This window comes from Rhizobium rhizogenes NBRC 13257 (genome assembly GCF_000696095.1).
Taxonomy (GTDB): Bacteria; Pseudomonadota; Alphaproteobacteria; order Rhizobiales; family Rhizobiaceae; genus Rhizobium; species Rhizobium rhizogenes.
Map to the genome: position 1 here is coordinate 479,682 of NZ_BAYX01000003.1, position 17,702 is coordinate 497,383.

General features: G+C 60.4%; 15 protein-coding genes and 1 pseudogene. 11 read left to right on the top strand and 5 right to left on the bottom strand.

The genetic code is table 11. From position 1 onward, the window contains the following. Window positions 1-6: 6 nt before the first annotated feature. Entirely contained in the window at window positions 7-1,305 is a 1,299-nt protein-coding gene (locus RRH01S_RS09115) for a DUF3422 domain-containing protein (RefSeq protein ID WP_012649455.1), read from the bottom strand. Window positions 1,306-1,642: 337 nt separating this feature from the next. On the opposite strand from RRH01S_RS09115, the gene RRH01S_RS09120 reads away from it, so the two are divergent. From RRH01S_RS09120 to RRH01S_RS09160, 9 genes are all read left to right on the top strand, one after another. Continuing rightward, window positions 1,643-2,845 (top strand): M20 aminoacylase family protein, encoded by a 1,203-nt coding sequence (locus tag RRH01S_RS09120; RefSeq protein ID WP_042471018.1) that lies wholly within the window; start codon window positions 1,643-1,645, stop codon window positions 2,843-2,845. A 196-nt stretch (window positions 2,846-3,041) separates the two neighbouring features. Then, window positions 3,042-4,676 (top strand): TIGR04028 family ABC transporter substrate-binding protein, encoded by a 1,635-nt coding sequence (locus RRH01S_RS09125; RefSeq protein ID WP_042471021.1) that lies wholly within the window; start codon window positions 3,042-3,044, stop codon window positions 4,674-4,676. Between the two features lie 60 nt (window positions 4,677-4,736). Next, complete coding sequence (locus RRH01S_RS09130; RefSeq protein WP_012649458.1) at window positions 4,737-5,681, top strand: ABC transporter permease; 945 nt, start codon at window positions 4,737-4,739, stop codon at window positions 5,679-5,681. After that, complete coding sequence (locus RRH01S_RS09135) at window positions 5,678-6,592, top strand: ABC transporter permease (RefSeq protein ID WP_042471024.1); 915 nt, start codon at window positions 5,678-5,680, stop codon at window positions 6,590-6,592. Before RRH01S_RS09130 ends, RRH01S_RS09135 begins: the two co-directional genes overlap by 4 nt. Further along, complete coding sequence (locus tag RRH01S_RS09140; protein WP_042471027.1) at window positions 6,589-8,271, top strand: dipeptide ABC transporter ATP-binding protein; 1,683 nt, start codon at window positions 6,589-6,591, stop codon at window positions 8,269-8,271. Before RRH01S_RS09135 ends, RRH01S_RS09140 begins: the two co-directional genes overlap by 4 nt. A 4-nt stretch (window positions 8,272-8,275) precedes the next feature. After that, window positions 8,276-9,325 carry a putative FMN-dependent luciferase-like monooxygenase gene (locus tag RRH01S_RS09145; RefSeq protein ID WP_042471032.1) on the top strand — a complete coding sequence of 350 codons (1,050 nt, stop codon included), beginning with the start codon at window positions 8,276-8,278 and terminating at the stop codon, window positions 9,323-9,325. Window positions 9,326-9,355: 30 nt separating this feature from the next. After that, window positions 9,356-9,964, top strand: a complete 609-nt coding sequence (locus tag RRH01S_RS09150; RefSeq protein WP_012649462.1) for a CMD domain protein — start codon at window positions 9,356-9,358, stop codon at window positions 9,962-9,964. 22 nt (window positions 9,965-9,986) lie between these two features. Beyond that, window positions 9,987-10,589, top strand: a complete 603-nt coding sequence (locus tag RRH01S_RS09155) for an alkylhydroperoxidase domain protein (protein WP_007690479.1) — start codon at window positions 9,987-9,989, stop codon at window positions 10,587-10,589. A 200-nt stretch (window positions 10,590-10,789) separates the two neighbouring features. Further along, window positions 10,790-12,394 (top strand): ABC transporter substrate-binding protein, encoded by a 1,605-nt coding sequence (locus tag RRH01S_RS09160; RefSeq protein WP_042471036.1) that lies wholly within the window; start codon window positions 10,790-10,792, stop codon window positions 12,392-12,394. 57 nt (window positions 12,395-12,451) lie between these two features. Here RRH01S_RS09160 and RRH01S_RS09165 read toward each other — a convergent pair whose 3' ends face one another. The 4 genes and pseudogenes from RRH01S_RS09165 to RRH01S_RS34350 all read right to left on the bottom strand — a co-directional run bounded on the left by RRH01S_RS09165 (window position 12,452) and on the right by RRH01S_RS34350 (window position 15,425). Further along, on the bottom strand, window positions 12,452-13,675 hold the full coding sequence (locus RRH01S_RS09165) for an acyl-CoA dehydrogenase family protein (RefSeq protein ID WP_042471039.1): 1,224 nt from the start codon (window positions 13,673-13,675) through the stop codon (window positions 12,452-12,454). 45 nt (window positions 13,676-13,720) lie between these two features. Then, window positions 13,721-14,051, bottom strand: a pseudogene (locus tag RRH01S_RS09170) (ABC transporter substrate-binding protein); the annotation flags it as partial. Between the two features lie 11 nt (window positions 14,052-14,062). Further along, window positions 14,063-15,241: an LLM class flavin-dependent oxidoreductase gene (locus tag RRH01S_RS09175; protein ID WP_007690473.1), complete on the bottom strand. Its 1,179-nt coding sequence runs from the start codon at window positions 15,239-15,241 to the stop codon at window positions 14,063-14,065. 34 nt (window positions 15,242-15,275) lie between these two features. After that, the gene (locus RRH01S_RS34350) at window positions 15,276-15,425 is read right to left on the bottom strand and encodes a hypothetical protein (RefSeq protein WP_007690472.1); all 150 of its coding nucleotides are present in this window, start codon (window positions 15,423-15,425) and stop codon (window positions 15,276-15,278) included. A 289-nt stretch (window positions 15,426-15,714) separates the two neighbouring features. On the opposite strand from RRH01S_RS34350, the gene RRH01S_RS09180 reads away from it, so the two are divergent. Next, window positions 15,715-16,704, top strand: coding sequence for an ABC transporter permease (locus RRH01S_RS09180; protein WP_042471046.1), 990 nt, complete (start codon window positions 15,715-15,717; stop codon window positions 16,702-16,704). Then, the gene (locus RRH01S_RS09185) at window positions 16,701-17,702 is read left to right on the top strand and encodes an ABC transporter permease (RefSeq protein WP_042471049.1); all 1,002 of its coding nucleotides are present in this window, start codon (window positions 16,701-16,703) and stop codon (window positions 17,700-17,702) included. The genes RRH01S_RS09180 and RRH01S_RS09185 overlap by 4 nt, the downstream gene beginning before the upstream one ends.

The following is a 17,702-nucleotide window of genomic DNA, read 5'->3' on the forward strand; positions in this document are numbered from 1 at the left end:
TCTATCTCAAGAGTCCTGATGACGGCGCCTTACGCTACGCACGAAAAACCAGACGCTGACGACGATAATCGGCACGGAGATGCCCAGCGCGATCGAAAGCATCGGCTCCACAATATCGTGGCCTAATCCTTTAGCGGCGTAGTTGATGAGCCCAACGATGTAATAGGAGATCGCAGCCACCGAGAGGCTTTCGACTGTTTGTTGCAACCGGAGCTGAAGTTTCACTCTTCGATCCATCGATGTGAGCAGTGCCGTGTTCTGCCGTGCAAGTCCCACATCCACCCAGGTCCTTAAGAGCTCCGTAGTTCTCGAAAGCTTGATCGACAAGCTTTCCTGGCGCTCCTCGACAGATTTGCAAGTCCGCATCGCCGGAGCGAGCCGACGCTCCAGGAAGGAGCCCAGGGTCTCGCCCGCAATCGGTTCTTCCCCCAAAGTGGCGATCCGTTCGCTCACGATGAAATCATATGCCGTGCTCGCTCCGAAACGATAGAGCGATTGAGCGGCATTGGCCTGCAGTTCGGATGCGAGACGAGTGATTTCGGCGAGCATCTCATCCGCATTCTCCCATACCTGGCCCTTCATTCGTTGGGTGACCGCCCCGAGAGCTTCCTCGATCGCGCGTATTTCGGGCGACAATGATTGGGCGAGCGGCAGCGCCAGCATTGCCAGGGTGCGGTAGGTTTCGATGTCGAGAAGACACTGGACCGTTGCGCCACGACCGAGATCGGTTAGGCCTCGATCTATGAGCAGCATGCGGGTGAGGCCATCGCCGTCCTGGCGAAAGTCGGTGGCGACTTCCGCCAATCCGTCGCGAATCCGGCTGCGGCAGAGGCTGGCGCCGTCGAATGAGGTGAGTGCCGCTTCCGCCTGCGCCCCCTCCGGCCATATCTCCAGCCGGATACCGGAAATGAAGCTTCCCGGAGCGTGGAAGCTGCCGCCAAAGGGGTGCAACGCAATCGCGGTCCAGGGGGCCGCCATGGCTGGTCCATCCCAAAACCAAGTCGAAAATTCGGTATGGCGTTCCCAGCGCAAGGTCCCTTGGCCCCATTGCACGGTGCAATGCCTCGATGTTCGATCCGGCACGGACACACCTTGAGAGCGCGCCATAGTCTCGATAGCCTCATGATGACTTGTCTGGCCGGTCTCCATCAGGAACGCCAATTGGAGGATCACGCGCGGAGACGTTACGGCGACAAAAGGACGTGCATGTATTTCACCGAGCGCCTGGGCGCGATTTTCTGCCGGTGGGAATGATAGGGAGGCGGTGGACGGCTTCTTGCTCGCGGCCTTTTGCTCTTTCACCATCTATCTGCGACCTCCGACCTCATCGATACACCAAGTCAGCAGGGGCTTCGCAATCCTTGACGGCACCCGTGTCCCCTCCAGCTCAAAGAGGGATACGTGTTCGATGAGCATATATTCACCTTCCTTTTCGAGGTTTGAGACTGGTCGAGAGCGGCGCTGTTTTAACAAGGGCAACTTTACATAAGAGGAGCAGGGCGGGCCACAGGCATTCGGCAATGTTTTTCGGCGTAAGTCATTTAATCTACTATTTTTATAGACTAATTGCGCATTCGATGTTTATGTAACGGTCGCTGATCGTTCCGATCCGGCGTCCGTTTTTCCATTCCGAGATCCTCCCATGACCCAATCGAACACCATCACCAACGATGCTCCCGCTCCGAAGGTCATCGAGCGTATCGCGAGCTATGTCCCTGAACTCGTTGCGATCCGTCAAGACATTCATACGCATCCGGAGATCGGGTTCGAGGAGGTCAGGACCTCCGGCATCATCGGCGACAAGCTGGCGTCCTGGGGCATCGAAGTTCATCGCGGTATCGGCAAGACCGGTGTCGTCGGGCGTCTGGTCGGACGGCATCCGGGCAATCGGTCGGTGGGGCTCAGAGCCGACATGGATGCGCTGCCGATGCCGGAAGAAACCGGCTTGCCCTATGCTTCCATCTATCCGAACCGCTTTCACGGCTGCGGTCACGATGCCCATACCGCCATTCTCCTCGGCACCGCGCGTTATCTTGCCGAGACCCGAGATTTCGCCGGCACCGTCATCTTCATCTTTCAGCCAGCGGAGGAAGGTTTGGGCGGTGCCCGTGCGATGATCGCCGACGGACTGTTCGATCGTTTTCCCGTTGACGAGATCTACGGGCTCCACAATGCAACCTTTCTGGCGCCGGATCATCTGCATGTGACCGCCGGAACGGTGCTTGCCGGCGCAGACTTCTTCGACGTGACGTTCAAGGGCAAGGGCGCGCATGGTGCTCATCCGGATGCCGGACGTGATCCGATCCCGGCGATCACTGAGCTTGTCCAGGCGCTTCAGACCATCGTCAGCCGCAACGTCCCGCCGACCGAGCCCGCGGTTTTGTCGGTCACCAAGATAGGGGCCGGCTCGGCCTATAACGTGATCCCGGAGACGGCGAGCGTCGGCGGGACGATCCGCGCCTTTTCCGATGGGGTCAGAGAGCTGATCCGCTCCCGGCTCACGACCATCGCCCGGAATGTTGCGGCCGCCCATGATCTCACGGCCGAAATCGATATCCGCGATATTTTCTCTGTCCTGACCAACCATGCCGAACATGTCGATATCGTCGCCGACATCGGGCGCGAGGTTCTGGGGCCGACACGGGTTTCGACAGCGCCGAAGCGGGCGATGGGCAGCGAGGATTTCGCGGACTTTTTGTTGCACGCGCCCGGAGCCTTCTTCACGCTCGGCCATTCCGGCACTGTTCCGGCCCACAATCCCGGCTTCATCGTCGACGACGCCATCCTGCCGGTCGGCGCGACATTGTTCGCCCGCCTCGTGGAGAGCAGGCTCAAGGCTGCGTGAAAGCTCCGAGCGGACCAACGATGCGTGCTGCGTAATGCAGCCTCCAATTGCCCTGAACGGGAATTGCCCGAGGCCGGGACAGGCTGAAGGTTCATTCTCCGCAGCAACCCAAATATAGCATAGTAATTCCATAAACAATATTGATTGAGCCGGCCGGTGCGATACCCTCTCGATACATTCCAGTTCGAGGCATCAGATGACAATCGCACGTAATTTGAAGACATTGACGCTCTTGGGGTTCGTCTCATTGGCGCTTCCCCAAGCCGCCTTCTCGGCCGAGGACAATAAGCCGGTCCAGGGTGGGACGCTGATCTATCTGGAGCAGCAAGCCCACACGAATCTTTATCCGCCGGCCGGAGGCTTCTATCCGAACGGTGGTATCCTGAACCAGATCACCGACAAGCTGACCTATCAAAACCCCAAGACGCTGCAGGTCGAGCCGTGGATCGCCGAGTCCTGGGTCGTCAATGACAGCGCGACGGAATATACCTTCAAGATCCGCAAGGGCGTCACCTTTTCCGATGGCACGCCGCTTGACGCCAGCGCCGTCGCCAAGAATTACGATACCTTCGGCCTCGGCAACAAGGAGCTGAAGCAACCGGCTTCCGAAGTCATCAACAACTACGATCACAGCGAAGTCGTCGACCCCTACACCGTGAAGTTCTATTTCAAGAAGTCGTCACCCGGCTTCCTGCAGGGCACGTCCGTGATCGGCTCCGGCCTTGTTTCGTTGAAGACGCTGGCGCTGCCTTTCGATCAGCTCGGCGACGCGACGAAGATCATCGGTTCCGGCCCCTTCGTCGTCGAAAGCGAGACGCTCGGCAAGCAGCTCGCGCTGAAGGCTCGTACGGATTACAATTGGGGGCCAGCCAAGCTCGAACATCAGGGCAGGGCCTATCTCGACGGCATTAAATACATCATCACTGGCGAGGATAGTGTTCGCATCGGCGCGCTGCTGTCCGGCCAGGCCGACTTCATCCGCCAGCTCCAGGCCTATGACGAAAAGCAGGTGAGCGACCAGAGTTTCGCGATCTATGCCGCGCCGACGCGCGGCGTGAACGACAGTGTCGCCTTCCGACCGGACAATCCGTTCGTCGCCGACATCAAGGTCCGCCAAGCGTTGCTGCATGCCACGGATAACAAGGAGATCGTCGAAACGCTGTTTTCGGCGAATTATCCGCAGGCAAAGTCGATCATTTCGTCGGCCGCCGCCGGCTATGAGGATCTGTCCTCGAAGCTCACCTATAATCCGGCGCTTGCCGAAAAGCTCCTCGACGAAGCCGGCTGGACCAAGGGGTCGGGTGGCGTGCGGCAGAAGGATGGCAAGCCGCTGGCACTCGCCGTCTATGAATCCCTGCCGCAGCCGCAGAACAAGGCGGTGCTCCAGCTCGTCGCGCAGCAATGGGCCAAGATCGGCGTCAAGCTGCAGGTGCTTGCCGGCACCTCCGGCAATGTGGTGACCGACACTGTCGATCCGACAAAGACGCCGCTCGTCGTCGCCGAAGTCGGTCGCGCCGATCCGGATGTCATCAAGAGCCAGTTCTATCCGAAAAACCGCGACGCGCTGTTGCAGAAGGGCGGGCTCAATTTGAAGGCTACCTTCTTTGACGAAGAGCTGAACGGCATCCTCGAGACCGTCGCCTCTGAGACGGACAGCAGCAAGCGGCTGGCAGCCGCCAAGGCAGCACAGGAATATCTGCTGGATCAGGCTTATGTCATTCCCTTCTTCGAGGAACCGCAGGTGTTTGCCGGCGCCCCCTATGTGAAGGGGATCGCTTTTGAGGCCGTCGGCCGGCCGGCATTCTACAGCACCTGGCTCGCCGAGCATTGATGATGGCGTTTGGCCCGGCATTTCGCCGGGCCAACGTCTGTTGAAGGCATGGTAATCGGCATGACAAGATACATACTATCGAGGATTGGACAGTCCCTGCTCGTTCTCTGGGCGGCGTTCACCGTATCCTTCGTGCTGCTCCAGTCGATGCCGGGCGATGCGGTGCTCATCAAATTCCAGAGCCCGGACTATGGGCTCAGCCCAGAACAGCTTGCCGATATCAGGGCTGCCTATGGCGCCGATGGATCGATCCTGCAGCAATATGTCCATACGATCTGGAATTTCCTCACCGGTCATTTCGGCTATTCATTACAAGCAGGCGTTGCCGTCAGCACTCTGATCGCCACCAATCTGCCGTCGACGCTGTTGCTTGCAGGCTTCGGCTTCCTGGTCGCCGCCATTCTGGCCGTCCTCATCGCCGTATTGTCCAATCTCCCAGGGCTTGCCTGGCTACGCGGTGCCATCCAGTCGCTGCCTTCGCTTTTCATTTCCGTGCCGACCTTCTGGCTCGGCATTATGTTCATTCAGATATTCTCGTTTCGGTTCCGGCTGGTCCCGGTGATCAATCCGGGACCCTGGGAAGGACTGGTCCTGCCGATCCTCACGGTGGCCGTGCCGATTTCCGCGCCGCTTGCGCAGATCCTGTTGAAGAATATCGACGAGGTCCTGACGCGCCCCTTCGTGCCGGTGGCGCGCGCCAAGGGTCTTTCGCATATGCAGGTTCTCTGGCGGCATGTCGCCAAAAACACGCTCCTGCCGGTTCTGACGGTTGCGGGATTGTTGTTAGGACAGTTGATCGCAAGCGCGGTCGTCACCGAAACGGTCTTCGGCCTGAACGGTATCGGCGGGCTGACGAAACAGGCGGTGGATAGCCAGGACGTTGCCGTGCTGCAAGCGATCGTCGTCATCGCGGCGACAGCCTTCGTCACCATCAATCTCGTCGTCGATCTGCTCTATCCGGTCCTCGACCCACGCCTCAAGGCGAAGCTGGGAACGACGCGATGACGATCTTCGAAACCGCTGAACGTCATCATAATACCGACGCTGCTGATCCGATTGACAGCGCGCAGGTCACGCCGCTGGACGGCGGTGAAGGGCAGGCCGAGGCGCGCCGCTTCTCGCTACGCATTCAACCCGGCCTCGTTCTCGCTTGCCTGGTGCTTGCGCTGGTCGTGCTATGGGCGATCTTGCCTGGCGTTTTCACGGTCTATGATCCGGTGCAGGGACTGCCCGGGCAGCATCTGCGGCCGCCGAGCGCTACGCATCTCCTTGGCACAGATTCACTGGGCCGCGACCTCTATGCCCGTATCGTCTATGGATCGGTGCATTCGCTGTCAGGGGCGCTTGCCGCCGTCTGCATCGCTCTTGTCGTTGGAACGGCGCTGGGTGTTCTCGCCGGCTCGCTTGGCGGAAGGCTGGAGACCGCCATCATGCGGCTGGTGGATGTCATGCTGTCGATTCCGGACCTGCTGCTGTCGCTCAGCATCATCGTCCTGCTCGGCTTCGGCACGGTCAATGCGGCAATCGCAGTCGGCATCACCCTGATTGCGAAGTTCGCGCGGCTGGTGCGCTCGGAAGTCGTCACCGTGAGGCGAAGCGACTATGTCGAAGCCGCGTTCGGCAGCGGCGGCACTTTCTTCAAGGTGCTGTGGCGCCACATCCTGCCGAACTCGCTGACCTCGGTCATCGCTTTTGCCGCACTTCAGGCCGGCTGGGCTATTCTTCAGCTCTCGACACTCGGCTTTCTCGGCTATGGCGCGCCGCCGCCGACGCCGGAATGGGGTCTGCTGATTGCGGAGGGACGCAATTACATCGCGACCGCCTGGTGGCTGACAGCTGCCCCCGGCATCGTCGTCGTCCTGGTCGTGATCTCCATCAACCGCATCAGCCGGGCAATCGGGAGTGTCAATCGATGATGATTTCCGCAGGGAGCACATTAGGTAAAGCGGCCGTACCCGTTCTGGACGTCTCCGGCCTAACGATCGCCTATCGTGACCGGAGCGGGTCACGTCCGGCCGTTCATGGCATCGATTTCAAGGTGAATGCCGGGGAAGTCGTGGCGCTGGTGGGCGAATCCGGCTCCGGCAAGAGCTCGACAGCCCAGGCGCTGATCGGCCTGCTACCCGAGGGCGGCCTTCTGCAGCAGGGTAGCATCCGGTTGAATGGCCAGGATATTGCTGGCTGGCCGCAAAAGCGGCTGGACGGCATTCGCGGGTCGGTCATCAGCCTCGTTCCGCAGGATCCGGGTAATTCCCTCAATCCGGTGCGGACGATTGGCGATCAGGTTGCCGAGATCCTTATCATTCATGGCAGGGCGTCCGGGGCTGCCGCCTATCTTCAAGCGATTGAGTTGCTGGAGCGCGTTGGCCTCAACCAGCCGCGACTTCGCGCGAAACAATATCCGCACGAGCTGTCTGGCGGCATGCGGCAGCGGGTGCTGATCGCTATCGCTATCGCGCTGAAGCCTTCGCTGATCATCGCCGACGAGCCGACAAGCGCGCTCGACGTCACCGTGCAGAAACACATCCTCGATCTGATCGATGACCTGCGCCGGGAATATGGCACGGCCATCCTGCTGGTGACGCACGATCTTGGCGTTGCCGCCGACCGATCAGACCGGCTCGTCGTCTTGCAGCATGGCCGCATTCAGGAGCAAGGGCGTACTGCCGATATCGTCCGAAATCCGCAGAGCGCCTATACGCGTCGCCTGCTTGCCGATGCGCCGTCCCTGAACGCGCGTGTGCCCCGCGCCGCGCGCCCGGACACGACGGCGTCCAAGCCGGCTGACGACATCATTGTCGTCGACGGGCTGGTTCAGGATTTTGGTCCCGGCGGCAAAGGGGGCAGTTTTAGGGCCGTCGACGGTCTGTCCTTCCGCGTCAGACGCGGCACCACGCATGCGATCGTCGGCGAATCCGGCTCCGGCAAGACGACCGCCATACGCATCGTCTCCGCCTTTCAGAGGCCGACAGCCGGCAAGGTCTTCATCAACGGGATCGACCTGTCGTCGCTGCGCGGCGAGACGCTGCGGCTTTTCCGCAAGAAGATCCAGCTAGTCTACCAGAATCCCTTCAGCTCGCTTGATCCGCGCCAGACGATTGCGAAGATCGTCGAGGAGCCATTGCTGAATTTCGAGCGGCTGCCGCAGGCTGATCGACTGGCAAGGGTGACTGCGACGATCGAAAAGGTCGGCCTTCCCGCCGATGTCCTGCAACGGCGGCCGCATGCGCTTTCGGGCGGACAGCGCCAACGTGTCGCGATTGCCCGCGCGCTGGTGCTCGACCCGGAAATTCTCGTTCTGGACGAGGCGGTCTCCGCGCTCGATGTGACCGTTCAGGCGCAGATCCTGTCGCTTCTCGACGAGCTTCAGCGCGAGCTCGGCCTGACCTACCTGTTCGTCTCGCATGATCTTGCCGTGGTCCGGCAGATCTCCGACACGGTCTCCGTCCTCAACGATGGCAAGCTGGTTGAGGGCGGCCCGATTGACGACGTCTTCGGTAATCCACAGAACGCCTATACGCGCGAGCTGATCGATGCCGTTCCGGGTAAGAAATTTCCACGGCTTCTCGAGCCCACCCACAGCAATGCAGGATGATCCCATGAGCACGCCAGCGTCACCGAAAAGATTGGGTTTCTTCAGCCGTGTCCTCGACCAGGTGGATGTGGCGACCCGCTATAGGCTTGTCAGCGAGCAGATCATCCATGCCGAGGCGCAGGGCTTCGATAGCGCCTGGGTGGCGCAACACCATTTCAATGGCGAGGAGGGCGGTTTGCCGTCTCCTCTGGTTTTTCTGGCGGGACTGGCCTCGCGAACGTCGCGCATCCGTCTTGGAACGGGCGTCATCACCTTGCCGATGGAAGACGCGGTGCGTGTCGCCGAGGATACTGCCGTGCTCGATATTCTACTCGATGGACGGCTGGAGGTCGGTGTCGGCACCGGCGGCACGCCGCAAGCCTTCCTGCCATTCGGTCTTGAGAGTGCCGATCGCGGGCTGATCTACGGTCAGCATCTGACATTGGTTCGCGACGCATGGGCCGGCGGGGAACTTGCCGGTGGCAATCGCCTCTATCCCACAGCGCCGCATCTGCGCGACCGGGTCTGGCAGGCGACCTTCTCCGTCGGCGGTGGCGAACGCGCCGGCCTTGCCGGTGACGGATTGATGCTGTCGCGCACGCAACCACGGCCGCCGGAGACGCCGGATGCCGAACTCTGGGATTTGCAGAATCCGATCATCGACGCCTATCTCGCCGCACTGCCGGACGGGCGCAGCCCACGCATTCTCGGCTCCCGCAGCCTCTTCGTGGCCGATAGCCGGAAGCAGGCCCTGCATTTTGCCGAAATCGGCTTGAGGCGCAGCGTCGAGCGCTTTACCGCGAGCGGTTTCACGATCCGGGGCGAGACCACGACCGATCTGATCAAGGCCTTCGATGTCCATGTCGGCACGCCGGAGGATGTCATCGCATCGCTTCAGGTCGATACCGCGCTTGCGCGGGTAACCGACCTCGTCTTCCAGGTTCATTCCGTCGATCCGCCGCATGAGCATATTCTCCGATCCTTGGAGCTTATCGCCGCCCAGGTGGCGCCCGCCCTTGGCTGGACGCCGCGGGCGCCGGCCTTAAGTGAACGCCGTTTCGCGACCAAAGCCTGAAAACCGACATTTGAAGAGAAGGCTACGACCATGACTTCGCCGATCACTGACGTCATCGATCTTCTGGTGGGAATTACCGCCGGATCCCCGCTGGATCGCCTCCGTGCCGAAAGGCCGGAAACCCGCCTTAACGCACAGAAGAGCTATCAGGCACTGTTTGAACCGGCCCATCAAGGCGATGTTACGCAAGACGAGCGGCTTGCTATTGCCGTCTTCGTTGCGGACCTGCACGCGGCGACCGATATCAGCGGCTTCTATGCCTCCGGCCTGACGGATAAGGCGCTAGCCACAGCCGTTGGAGCCGAGGTGGAAAAAGGCCGCACCCACGGGCCATATGGTCGCTATCCGGCCGGCCCGCTTTCCAGCGAGGATCGCGCCGGTCTTGTCTATGAGGTGTCCGGCGATAGTCGCAATGCACTTGGACCGAAACTCGCCGCGGCGCTGGAACACAGCCATCTTCTCGTTTTCCGCCCGCGTGAGTCCAATGCCGGAGCCTTGCAGAAACTGCTGGACGCGGGCTGGACGACGACGGGTGTCGTCACGCTATCGCAGATCGTCGCCTTTCTGGCGTTCCAAATCAGGGTTGTCACCGGACTAAAGGCTTTGGCGACCGCCACCGCGCAGTCCCTGTCAGCTTAGCCGAACAGAAGGTAAATCCGTTATGACAGATACCGTCATTCATCCCGAGATCGAAAACCGTCCGAATGTCTTTACCCAAGCCGAAATCGGCTGGACGCCCTGGCTGGAGCCGCTTGTCGAAGGCGATCTGACCGAGCGCCATTGGGCGGGGCTTGTCGATGCATCTCGTTCAAAATCGCCCTATTTCATGCTGCTCGCGCGAGATCCCGAGATCCTGCAGGCGCGCACGAAAACGGACAAGGATATTTTCTACAATGTCGCGGCAGGCCTGCCGCGCGCCGACCGCGAGCTCGCCGCGACGGCGGCCTCGCGCACCAATGGCTGCATCTTCTGCGCCTCCGTGCATTCCCGCTTTGCTTCCCATCATTCGAAGCGAACGGAGGACGTCCAACGCCTGCTGGATGAGGGAACGGAAACCGATCTCGGCAGCCGGTGGAATGCGCTTGTCTCGGCCTCGTCGACCTTGAGCGAAACGCCTGCGGAGTTCGGCACGGCGGACATTGGCAAGCTGCGTGACGAAGGCTTGAGCGATCTCGAAATCGCCGATCTCATCCACGCGTCGGCCTTCTTCAATTGGGCAAACCGGCTAATGTTGTCGCTTGGAGAGCCGACGCCCGCAAAGTAACGGCTCGCCAGGTTTGCCTATCTCAAACGTCGGGTGTGATAGGTACCTGCCAAAGGGCTGTGGCTCTTCGAAGAAGCATGGCTTTCCATCGTCAGTAGAAATTCTGCCTTCCAATTATGACGCGCGAACGGGATCATCTCCATGCGGGGTGGGGCCCCGTTCGCGGCTTTGGCCGCTCTGACTTTTTCGGAGCAGAAGGCATGACCATCAATCGTCGTCAGTTCAATCAACTCTTGCTGCTCAGTGGCGCAAGTCTGGCATTCACCGGCATTCCGGATATCGGCGAGGCGGCTGGGGAGCCGCCTGTCAGGGGCGGTACGCTCAATTGGGCCTATTATCCCGACCCGACATCGCTGATTGCCATCAACACGTCGTCCGGCACCGGGCAGGCGATCGGGCCGAAGATCAACGAAGGTCTGTTCGATTTCGACTATGATCTCAACCCAATACCTCTATTGGCGACCGAATGGTCGGTGAGCGAGGATGGCCTGCGTTACACCTTCAAGCTTCGCCAGGGTGTGAAGTGGCATGACGGGCAGGATTTCACCTCCGAGGACGTCAACTTCACGATTTTCCGCTTGCGGGAGGCACATCCACGCGGGCGCATCACCTATCAGAATGTGACAGCCGTCGAGACACCCGATCCATACACCGCGATCATCGTTCTGTCGAAACCGGCGCCTTACCTGATCTCCGCACTGAGCAGCTCGGAATCGCCTATCGTTCCAAAGCATGTCTATGAAAAATTCAAGCCGGAGCAACAGCCAAACCTCGCACAGACGATCGGCACGGGGCCGTTCATCCTGAAGGAATGGGTGCCGGGCAGCTATCTGATCTTCGACCGCAATCCCGATTATTGGGATGCGCCGAAGCCCTATCTCGACCGTGTCGTGCTGCGCGTCATCCTCGATCCTGCGGCCCGTGCTGCGGCACTCGAAACCGGCGAGATCGACATCGGCGCCAATCCGGTGCCGCTCTCGGATATTGAGCGGTTGAAGACGAATCCGAATCTCGTGGTGGACACGACCACCTATGCCTATTCCGGTCCGCAACAGCAGTTGTTCTTCAACTATGAGAACGAAATCCTGAACAAGCGCGAGGTAAGGCTGGCAATCGCGCATGCCATCGACCTGCAGAAGCTCGTCGATATCGCCCTTTATGGATATGGCCAGGTGTCGCCCAGCCCAATCAGCACGGCATTGCCCAAATGGTACGATCCGAGCATCAAGGCTAGAGAACCCGATCCGAAGCTTGCGGAAAAGCTGCTGGATGAGGCGGGCTATCCGCGTGGCGCTGCGGGCAAACGCTTCAAGCTGCGCCTCGCCTATAATTCCTTCCTGACGCCGGCCTATGCCGATTTCATCAAGCAATCGCTGGCCGTGATCGGCATCGACGCCGAAATCCTGAAGCTCGACCTCGCGACGTTCCTGAAGACGGTCTATGCCGACCGTGCCTGGGATATCGTCATCGAATCCCTCTCCAACACCTTCGATCCGTCATTGGGCGTCCAGCGCGCCTATTGGTCGAAGAATTTCAAGATCGGCCTCGTCTTTTCCAATGCGAGCCACTATTCCAATCCAGAAGTGGATCGCCTGCTCGAAGCGGCGGCAACCGAGCCGGACGAGGGCAAGCGCCGGGCGCTCTGGTATCAGTTCCAGCACATCATCCACGAGGATGTCGTTTCCGTCGATCTGGTCGCGGCCGGCGCGCAGATCGTCGCCAACAAGAAAGTGCGAAACTTTGCGCCTGGCGCCCAGGGTATCAACAACAGCTTCGGGCAGATATGGCTCAGTCCAACTGCATGAAGCATCATTGATCCAGATGTTCGGGCCGCGGGGATTCCAATCCCGCGGCCCGAAGCGTCAGATCTGGCCGATCTTGTACTGCGCTGGCGGCGGCGTCCCGTTCACGGCGAAATCGCCGACGATGCGGTCGCGGTAAATGCGCGGATTGTGGGAGGAGATCGTTCTTGCGTTGCGCCAGTAACGGTCAAGGCCAAGGCCACGCTTGGTTGCCGAAGCGCCGAGCGCATCGAAGAGAAGCGTGGTGGCCTCGAGGATCAGGCTGGTGACGGCGTGAACCGATTGGTTGACCTCGATCTCGGCAATGGCGTTGGCGCGTTCGCTGATCGTTGGGTCGACATGGGAGCGCAATTCATATGCCCGCTGGAGCGCTTCGGCCGCCTTTAGGACGATCGTGCCCGCCGAATAGGCCGCGCCGCGCACCCGGCCGACGACCTGCAGGATCTGCGGGTCTTCGCTGACGCTTGAGGCATTGCCGTGGCTGTAGATGCGCTTGCGCTCGCTGACCAGCCGGGCAACATCGGTGGCGGCGGCGCGACCGATACCGGCGAGCGTGGCGAGATGCACAAGCTGGAAGAAGGCGGCGGAGTATTTGAACCGGCCGCCGGGAGGCGTCACCAGTTCAGCCTTGATGACCACATCGGAAAACAGCGCGGTGCCGCTTGCGGTCAGTGATTGCCCGAAGCCATCCCAATCATCGACGACGTCGACGCCTTGCGCCTGGCGGGGCACCAGCGCGCCGATCGGCTCGCCGTTTTCATCGTTGCCGCCGAGATTGATCCAGTCGGCAAATAGCGAGCCGGTGGTGTAGTATTTCGCACCGTTTAACAGCCAATGATCGCCGTTGCGGGTCAGCTTGGTCGAAAATGAACCGACTTTCGCCTCTCCGACTTCAGAGAAGCCGCTGCCGATCAGTTCCCGAGCGGCTATCCGCCGGAGCCATTCGGAACGCCAGGCGACGACAGACGAATTCAGAACATCTTCGGTGAAGCCGAAATGCGAGCGAAGGGCATTCGTCACATTCGAGTCGGCCGCCGACAGTTCGATCAGGAGATTGAAAAGCTCCGGCAGCGTCGCAGCAAAGCCGCCGTCGTCAGCGGAGAGCCGCAGCGTGGTGAAACCGCTCTCCTTCAGCCAACCGATCTGCTCATGCGGAAGCTCGCGAACGAGGTCGCGTTCTATGGCCGAGGATCGAATGCGAGCGAAAACGGGCCTGAACCGCTCTGCCAATTCATCATAGCGCAGCGTTGGGCCTGCACCCCACGCCAAATCAATCTGCGTCATCGGTATTCACCCACCTGTTGATATGGTCGTTGTATCGAAATGCCCGATCTCGATGATGTCGACATCGGTATGGGCGAGCTCATTCAACGAAAGCGCTGAAACCAGCCCTTTCAACGCGGTTGCGCATGAAATCGACAATGCCTTCGGATCGTGCGCGGATCGGCGGCAGGTTGGCGCCGTGGCGAAAAGACCAGCCGAGCGTGTGATCGAAATAACTCTGGCAGACGTCTCGATCCGGTGAATCGATGATGGAATTCAGCGTCACGCCGTCCTTGCGGAAGGTTTCTTCGAGATAGCCGAGTTGGGCTGCGAGGCCGACGGGTGTCGGGATGGGGCAGCGTGTGTACCAGATTTCGGAAATGGCATTGCTTGTCATGGTCGTGCCTTTCAGTTGCGCAGGCCCGCTTGCTTCATCAGCGGCAGGACATCGCTGCCAAAGAAGTCGAGGTCGTCACGGAAATCGAAGAAGCTGAGTTGAAGGCCGTCGACACCGGCCGCCTTCAACTTGAGGAATTGATCGACCACCTGCTCCGGCGAGCCGATGACGCGGATATTGCCGCCGACGGAGCGGTAGGGATCCTGTGCGTCACGGCCTTTCCAGGCGTGGGCGTCGGAATTCAGCGATTGGAAACCCTGTGGTGAACGTTGGTCGGCATGTGCAACGATCTTGTCGGCCAGCGCCCAGGCTTCCTTCTCGGTCGGCCTACAGATGACCATAGGGTTGAGGAGGGTGCGGATGCTGCGCCCAACGCTGATTGCCGTATCCTTGACCCGCTTGGTATGAGCGGGCAGGGATTGCAATGCGCTGTCGATATCGGCGCCCGTCGGGCTGGTGATGAAGACGATATCCGAATAGCGGCCTGCAAAGGCGATCCCGGCATCGGAGCCGGTCGCGTTCACCAGGATCGGCCGGCCGTAATTCGGCTTCGGCGTCACGAAGCCGCCGCCGAGCTTCCAGCTGCTTTCTCCCTCATAGGAGAAATTCTCGGTATCGCTCCAGAGCCGCTGCAGGACTTCGAGAAATTCAGCCGCGAGGTCATAGCGCTTGTCGTGCTCGATCCGCGGCCATCCGAACATCTCATGCTCGACGGCGCGATGACCGGTGACGACGTTGATACCCCAGCGCCCGCCGGTGATGTGGTCGAGCGTCGCACCGAACTTGGCGAGATGCAGAGGATGCCAGGGGCCGTAGAGCACATGCATGGTGGAGATCAGCATGATCTTCTTCGTGAGGCCTGCGAGCGCCGCGATCGAAACGAAGCTGTCGAGCGCTTGCCCATCGAACACACCGCCATACCCGCCCTTCGGCAGCCATTGCGATAGGGCAAAGACAAGATCAAAGCCCAGCTCTTCCGCCCGCAGCGTCAGCGCCTTGTTGTAGTCGAAGCGCCAATCGGTCGAGCGTTCCAGCGTCGATTGCGTCCAGCCACCTGCCTGGATCGGTAAGAAGAGCCCGAGCAATACGGGCTGCTTGAGTGCCTGCGACAGCGGGCTTTCGGGAAAATCGGTCGGCGCGGCAAATTTCGGTAGCCCGACGAAGGAGCCCGGTTGATGTTGGATGGACATGGCGTCTTCCTGTTTTCTCGCGTTTCAGTGTCGGTCAGGCCGTCGCGACATAGGCATAGGCCAGGCTGCCGGCGATGCCTTCGCCGTCGGCGGTGGAAGCGGGCAGCCGTGCTGCCATAGTCGCGCCAAGGGTTGCCGTAGCCAGGAGGACGCTGCGGCGGGTGGGGGGAGGGAGTGGGGTCATAAGCGTCAAGCCTTCACATTGCGGGCTTGTGACCCTCGGGCCAGCCCCTGCTGATTTCACTTTCTGCGGAAGTTTCTTGCGGTAGAGCTTTTTACCTCGACAGACATACGTGTTGATATTCTATGCTAGTAAATGCGTATATTTTGGATTTATGATGCGATGATGTCGCGGTTTCAGGATAGTCGAAAGAATTATTTGCTAAAGTAAATTTGACAAAATCCACAGATTTAGTCAACTATTATTGCAATGCCGCGAAGTGGTGGCGATAGCAGTTGCGAGGTGAAGCGCGGTGTCAGCCTATAGACGTATCGCACGAACAATCCGGCGGACGGTGATCCAGGCCGTGCCCACGATGCTCGGGATTGTCATTCTCAATTTCTTCCTGCTGAAGCTTGCGCCGGGCGACGCCGCCGATGTCATGGCAGCGGAAGCAGGCTCGGCGACGGTCGAATCCATGGCGGCTCTGCGGTCGCGCTTCGGCCTCGACAATCCTATCCTCGTGCAACTCGTGGACTACCTCAACAATCTCGCCCATTTCAGCCTCGGCTTCTCGCCGCGCTATGGCATGCCGGTCGCTGACCTGATCGGGCAGCGCATGCCCGGCACGTTGATGCTGATGCTGGCGGCGCTGGCGATTGCGATCACCGTCGGCTTGATCCTGGGATCGCTGATGGCGACCTTCGCGGGGCGGATTCCGGACCGGCTGATATCGATCGTGTCGCTGCTGTTCTATTCCATTCCCGGATTTTGGATCGGCCTGATGCTGATCCTGTTTTTCTCCGTCAAGCTCGGCTGGCTGCCAAGCGGCGGCGACAGCACCATCGGCTCGCGGCTGACTGGCCTGCCGGCGCTGCTTGATCGTGCCCGCTACATGATCCTGCCGGCGACATCACTCTCGCTATTTTACCTGGCGATCTACGCGCGGCTGACGCGTGCCTCCATGCTTGAAGTCAAGTCGCAGGATTTCGTCCGCACGGCTCGTGCCAAGGGCGTTTCGCCATTTTTCGTGACGACGCGGCATGTGCTGCGCAATGCGCTGATCCCGATCACGACCATGGCCGGCATGCATTTCGGCGGCATGCTTGGCGGCGCCGTGGTTGTGGAGACGGTCTATAGCTGGCCGGGCCTTGGGCGCCTTGCCTTCGAGGCCGTCATGGCGCGCGATTTCAGCGTGCTGCTCGGGATACTGCTTCTCTCCTCGTTCCTCGTGATCGTCGCAAATGCGGCCGTCGATCTTCTGCAAGCCTGGCTCGACCCCAGGATCGGAGCAAGCCGATGAATACGTACAAGCTCAGACCCTATACCGGAGAGCCGATCGAACTCGTCGCAGCGACGACTGAGCCTGAACCTGTCGCCGAGCCGCGTCCAGTGGCGCGCTGGGCTCATATCCATGCGCCCGATGCGCGTATAGCCTCGGTTGGCAAGCAGCGATGGCGTGGGGCACGGCGGGAGGTGAAGGTCTTCCTCGCCAATCCCAACGCACTATTCGGCCTTGCCTTCCTGGCGGCAGTGGCGCTTGCGGCTCTGCTGGCACCGGTTTTTTATCCCGGCGACCCGATGGAGATGGTCTCGCGTCCCTTCCTTTGGCCGGGCCAGAATGGCGCCTATCCACTCGGCACCGATTCCATGGGCCGCGATGTGCTTGCCGGCATCCTGCACGGCGCGCGCGTATCGCTGCTGGTTGGCATAGCGGCGACCTTGCTCGGACTTGGCGCCGGCATCACGATCGGCGCGCTTGCCGGCTATTTCGGCGGGCTGGTCGACGACCTGCTTGTCAAACTCATTGAGATCTTCCAGACCATACCAAGCTTTGTCCTGCTTGTGGTGCTGGTCGCGATCGCGCAGCCGACCACGACGACTGTTACGATCGCGATCGCTCTCGTCAGTTGGCCGACGGTCGCACGTCTGACGCGCGCCGAATTCCGTGCCATCCACGAGAAGGACTATGTGCTTGCCGCCCGCAGCCTCGGCTTCGGGCACACTCGCATTATCTTCCGCGAAATCCTGCCGAACGCGCTGCCGCCGCTGATCGTTACCTCCTCGGTGATGGTCGCAAGCGCAATCCTGATGGAATCGGCGCTATCCTTCATGGGGCTCGGCGATCCGAACCAGGTCTCCTGGGGCTCGATGATCGGTTCAGGCCGCGATGTCATCCGCACCGCTTGGTATCTGACCGCTCTGCCAGGCATTGCCATCGTCTTCACGGTTCTTGCGCTCAATCTGATCGGCGACGGCTTGAACGATGCGCTCAATCCCCGTTTTGCGGAGGAACGCTAA

Coding starts and splice junctions, on each gene's coding strand:
- RRH01S_RS09150 (WP_012649462.1), top strand. CDS start 9,356: ATGACTTCGCCGATCACTGACGTCATCGATCTTCTGGTGGGAATTACC.
- RRH01S_RS09175 (WP_007690473.1), bottom strand. CDS start 15,241: ATGTCCATCCAACATCAACCGGGCTCCTTCGTCGGGCTACCGAAATTT.
- RRH01S_RS09165 (WP_042471039.1), bottom strand. CDS start 13,675: ATGACGCAGATTGATTTGGCGTGGGGTGCAGGCCCAACGCTGCGCTAT.
- RRH01S_RS09155 (WP_007690479.1), top strand. CDS start 9,987: ATGACAGATACCGTCATTCATCCCGAGATCGAAAACCGTCCGAATGTC.
- RRH01S_RS09125 (WP_042471021.1), top strand. CDS start 3,042: ATGACAATCGCACGTAATTTGAAGACATTGACGCTCTTGGGGTTCGTC.
- RRH01S_RS09120 (WP_042471018.1), top strand. CDS start 1,643: ATGACCCAATCGAACACCATCACCAACGATGCTCCCGCTCCGAAGGTC.
- RRH01S_RS09130 (WP_012649458.1), top strand. CDS start 4,737: ATGACAAGATACATACTATCGAGGATTGGACAGTCCCTGCTCGTTCTC.
- RRH01S_RS09115 (WP_012649455.1), bottom strand. CDS start 1,305: ATGGTGAAAGAGCAAAAGGCCGCGAGCAAGAAGCCGTCCACCGCCTCC.
- RRH01S_RS09185 (WP_042471049.1), top strand. CDS start 16,701: ATGAATACGTACAAGCTCAGACCCTATACCGGAGAGCCGATCGAACTC.
- RRH01S_RS09160 (WP_042471036.1), top strand. CDS start 10,790: ATGACCATCAATCGTCGTCAGTTCAATCAACTCTTGCTGCTCAGTGGC.
- RRH01S_RS34350 (WP_007690472.1), bottom strand. CDS start 15,425: ATGACCCCACTCCCTCCCCCCACCCGCCGCAGCGTCCTCCTGGCTACG.
- RRH01S_RS09145 (WP_042471032.1), top strand. CDS start 8,276: ATGAGCACGCCAGCGTCACCGAAAAGATTGGGTTTCTTCAGCCGTGTC.
- RRH01S_RS09140 (WP_042471027.1), top strand. CDS start 6,589: ATGATGATTTCCGCAGGGAGCACATTAGGTAAAGCGGCCGTACCCGTT.
- RRH01S_RS09135 (WP_042471024.1), top strand. CDS start 5,678: ATGACGATCTTCGAAACCGCTGAACGTCATCATAATACCGACGCTGCT.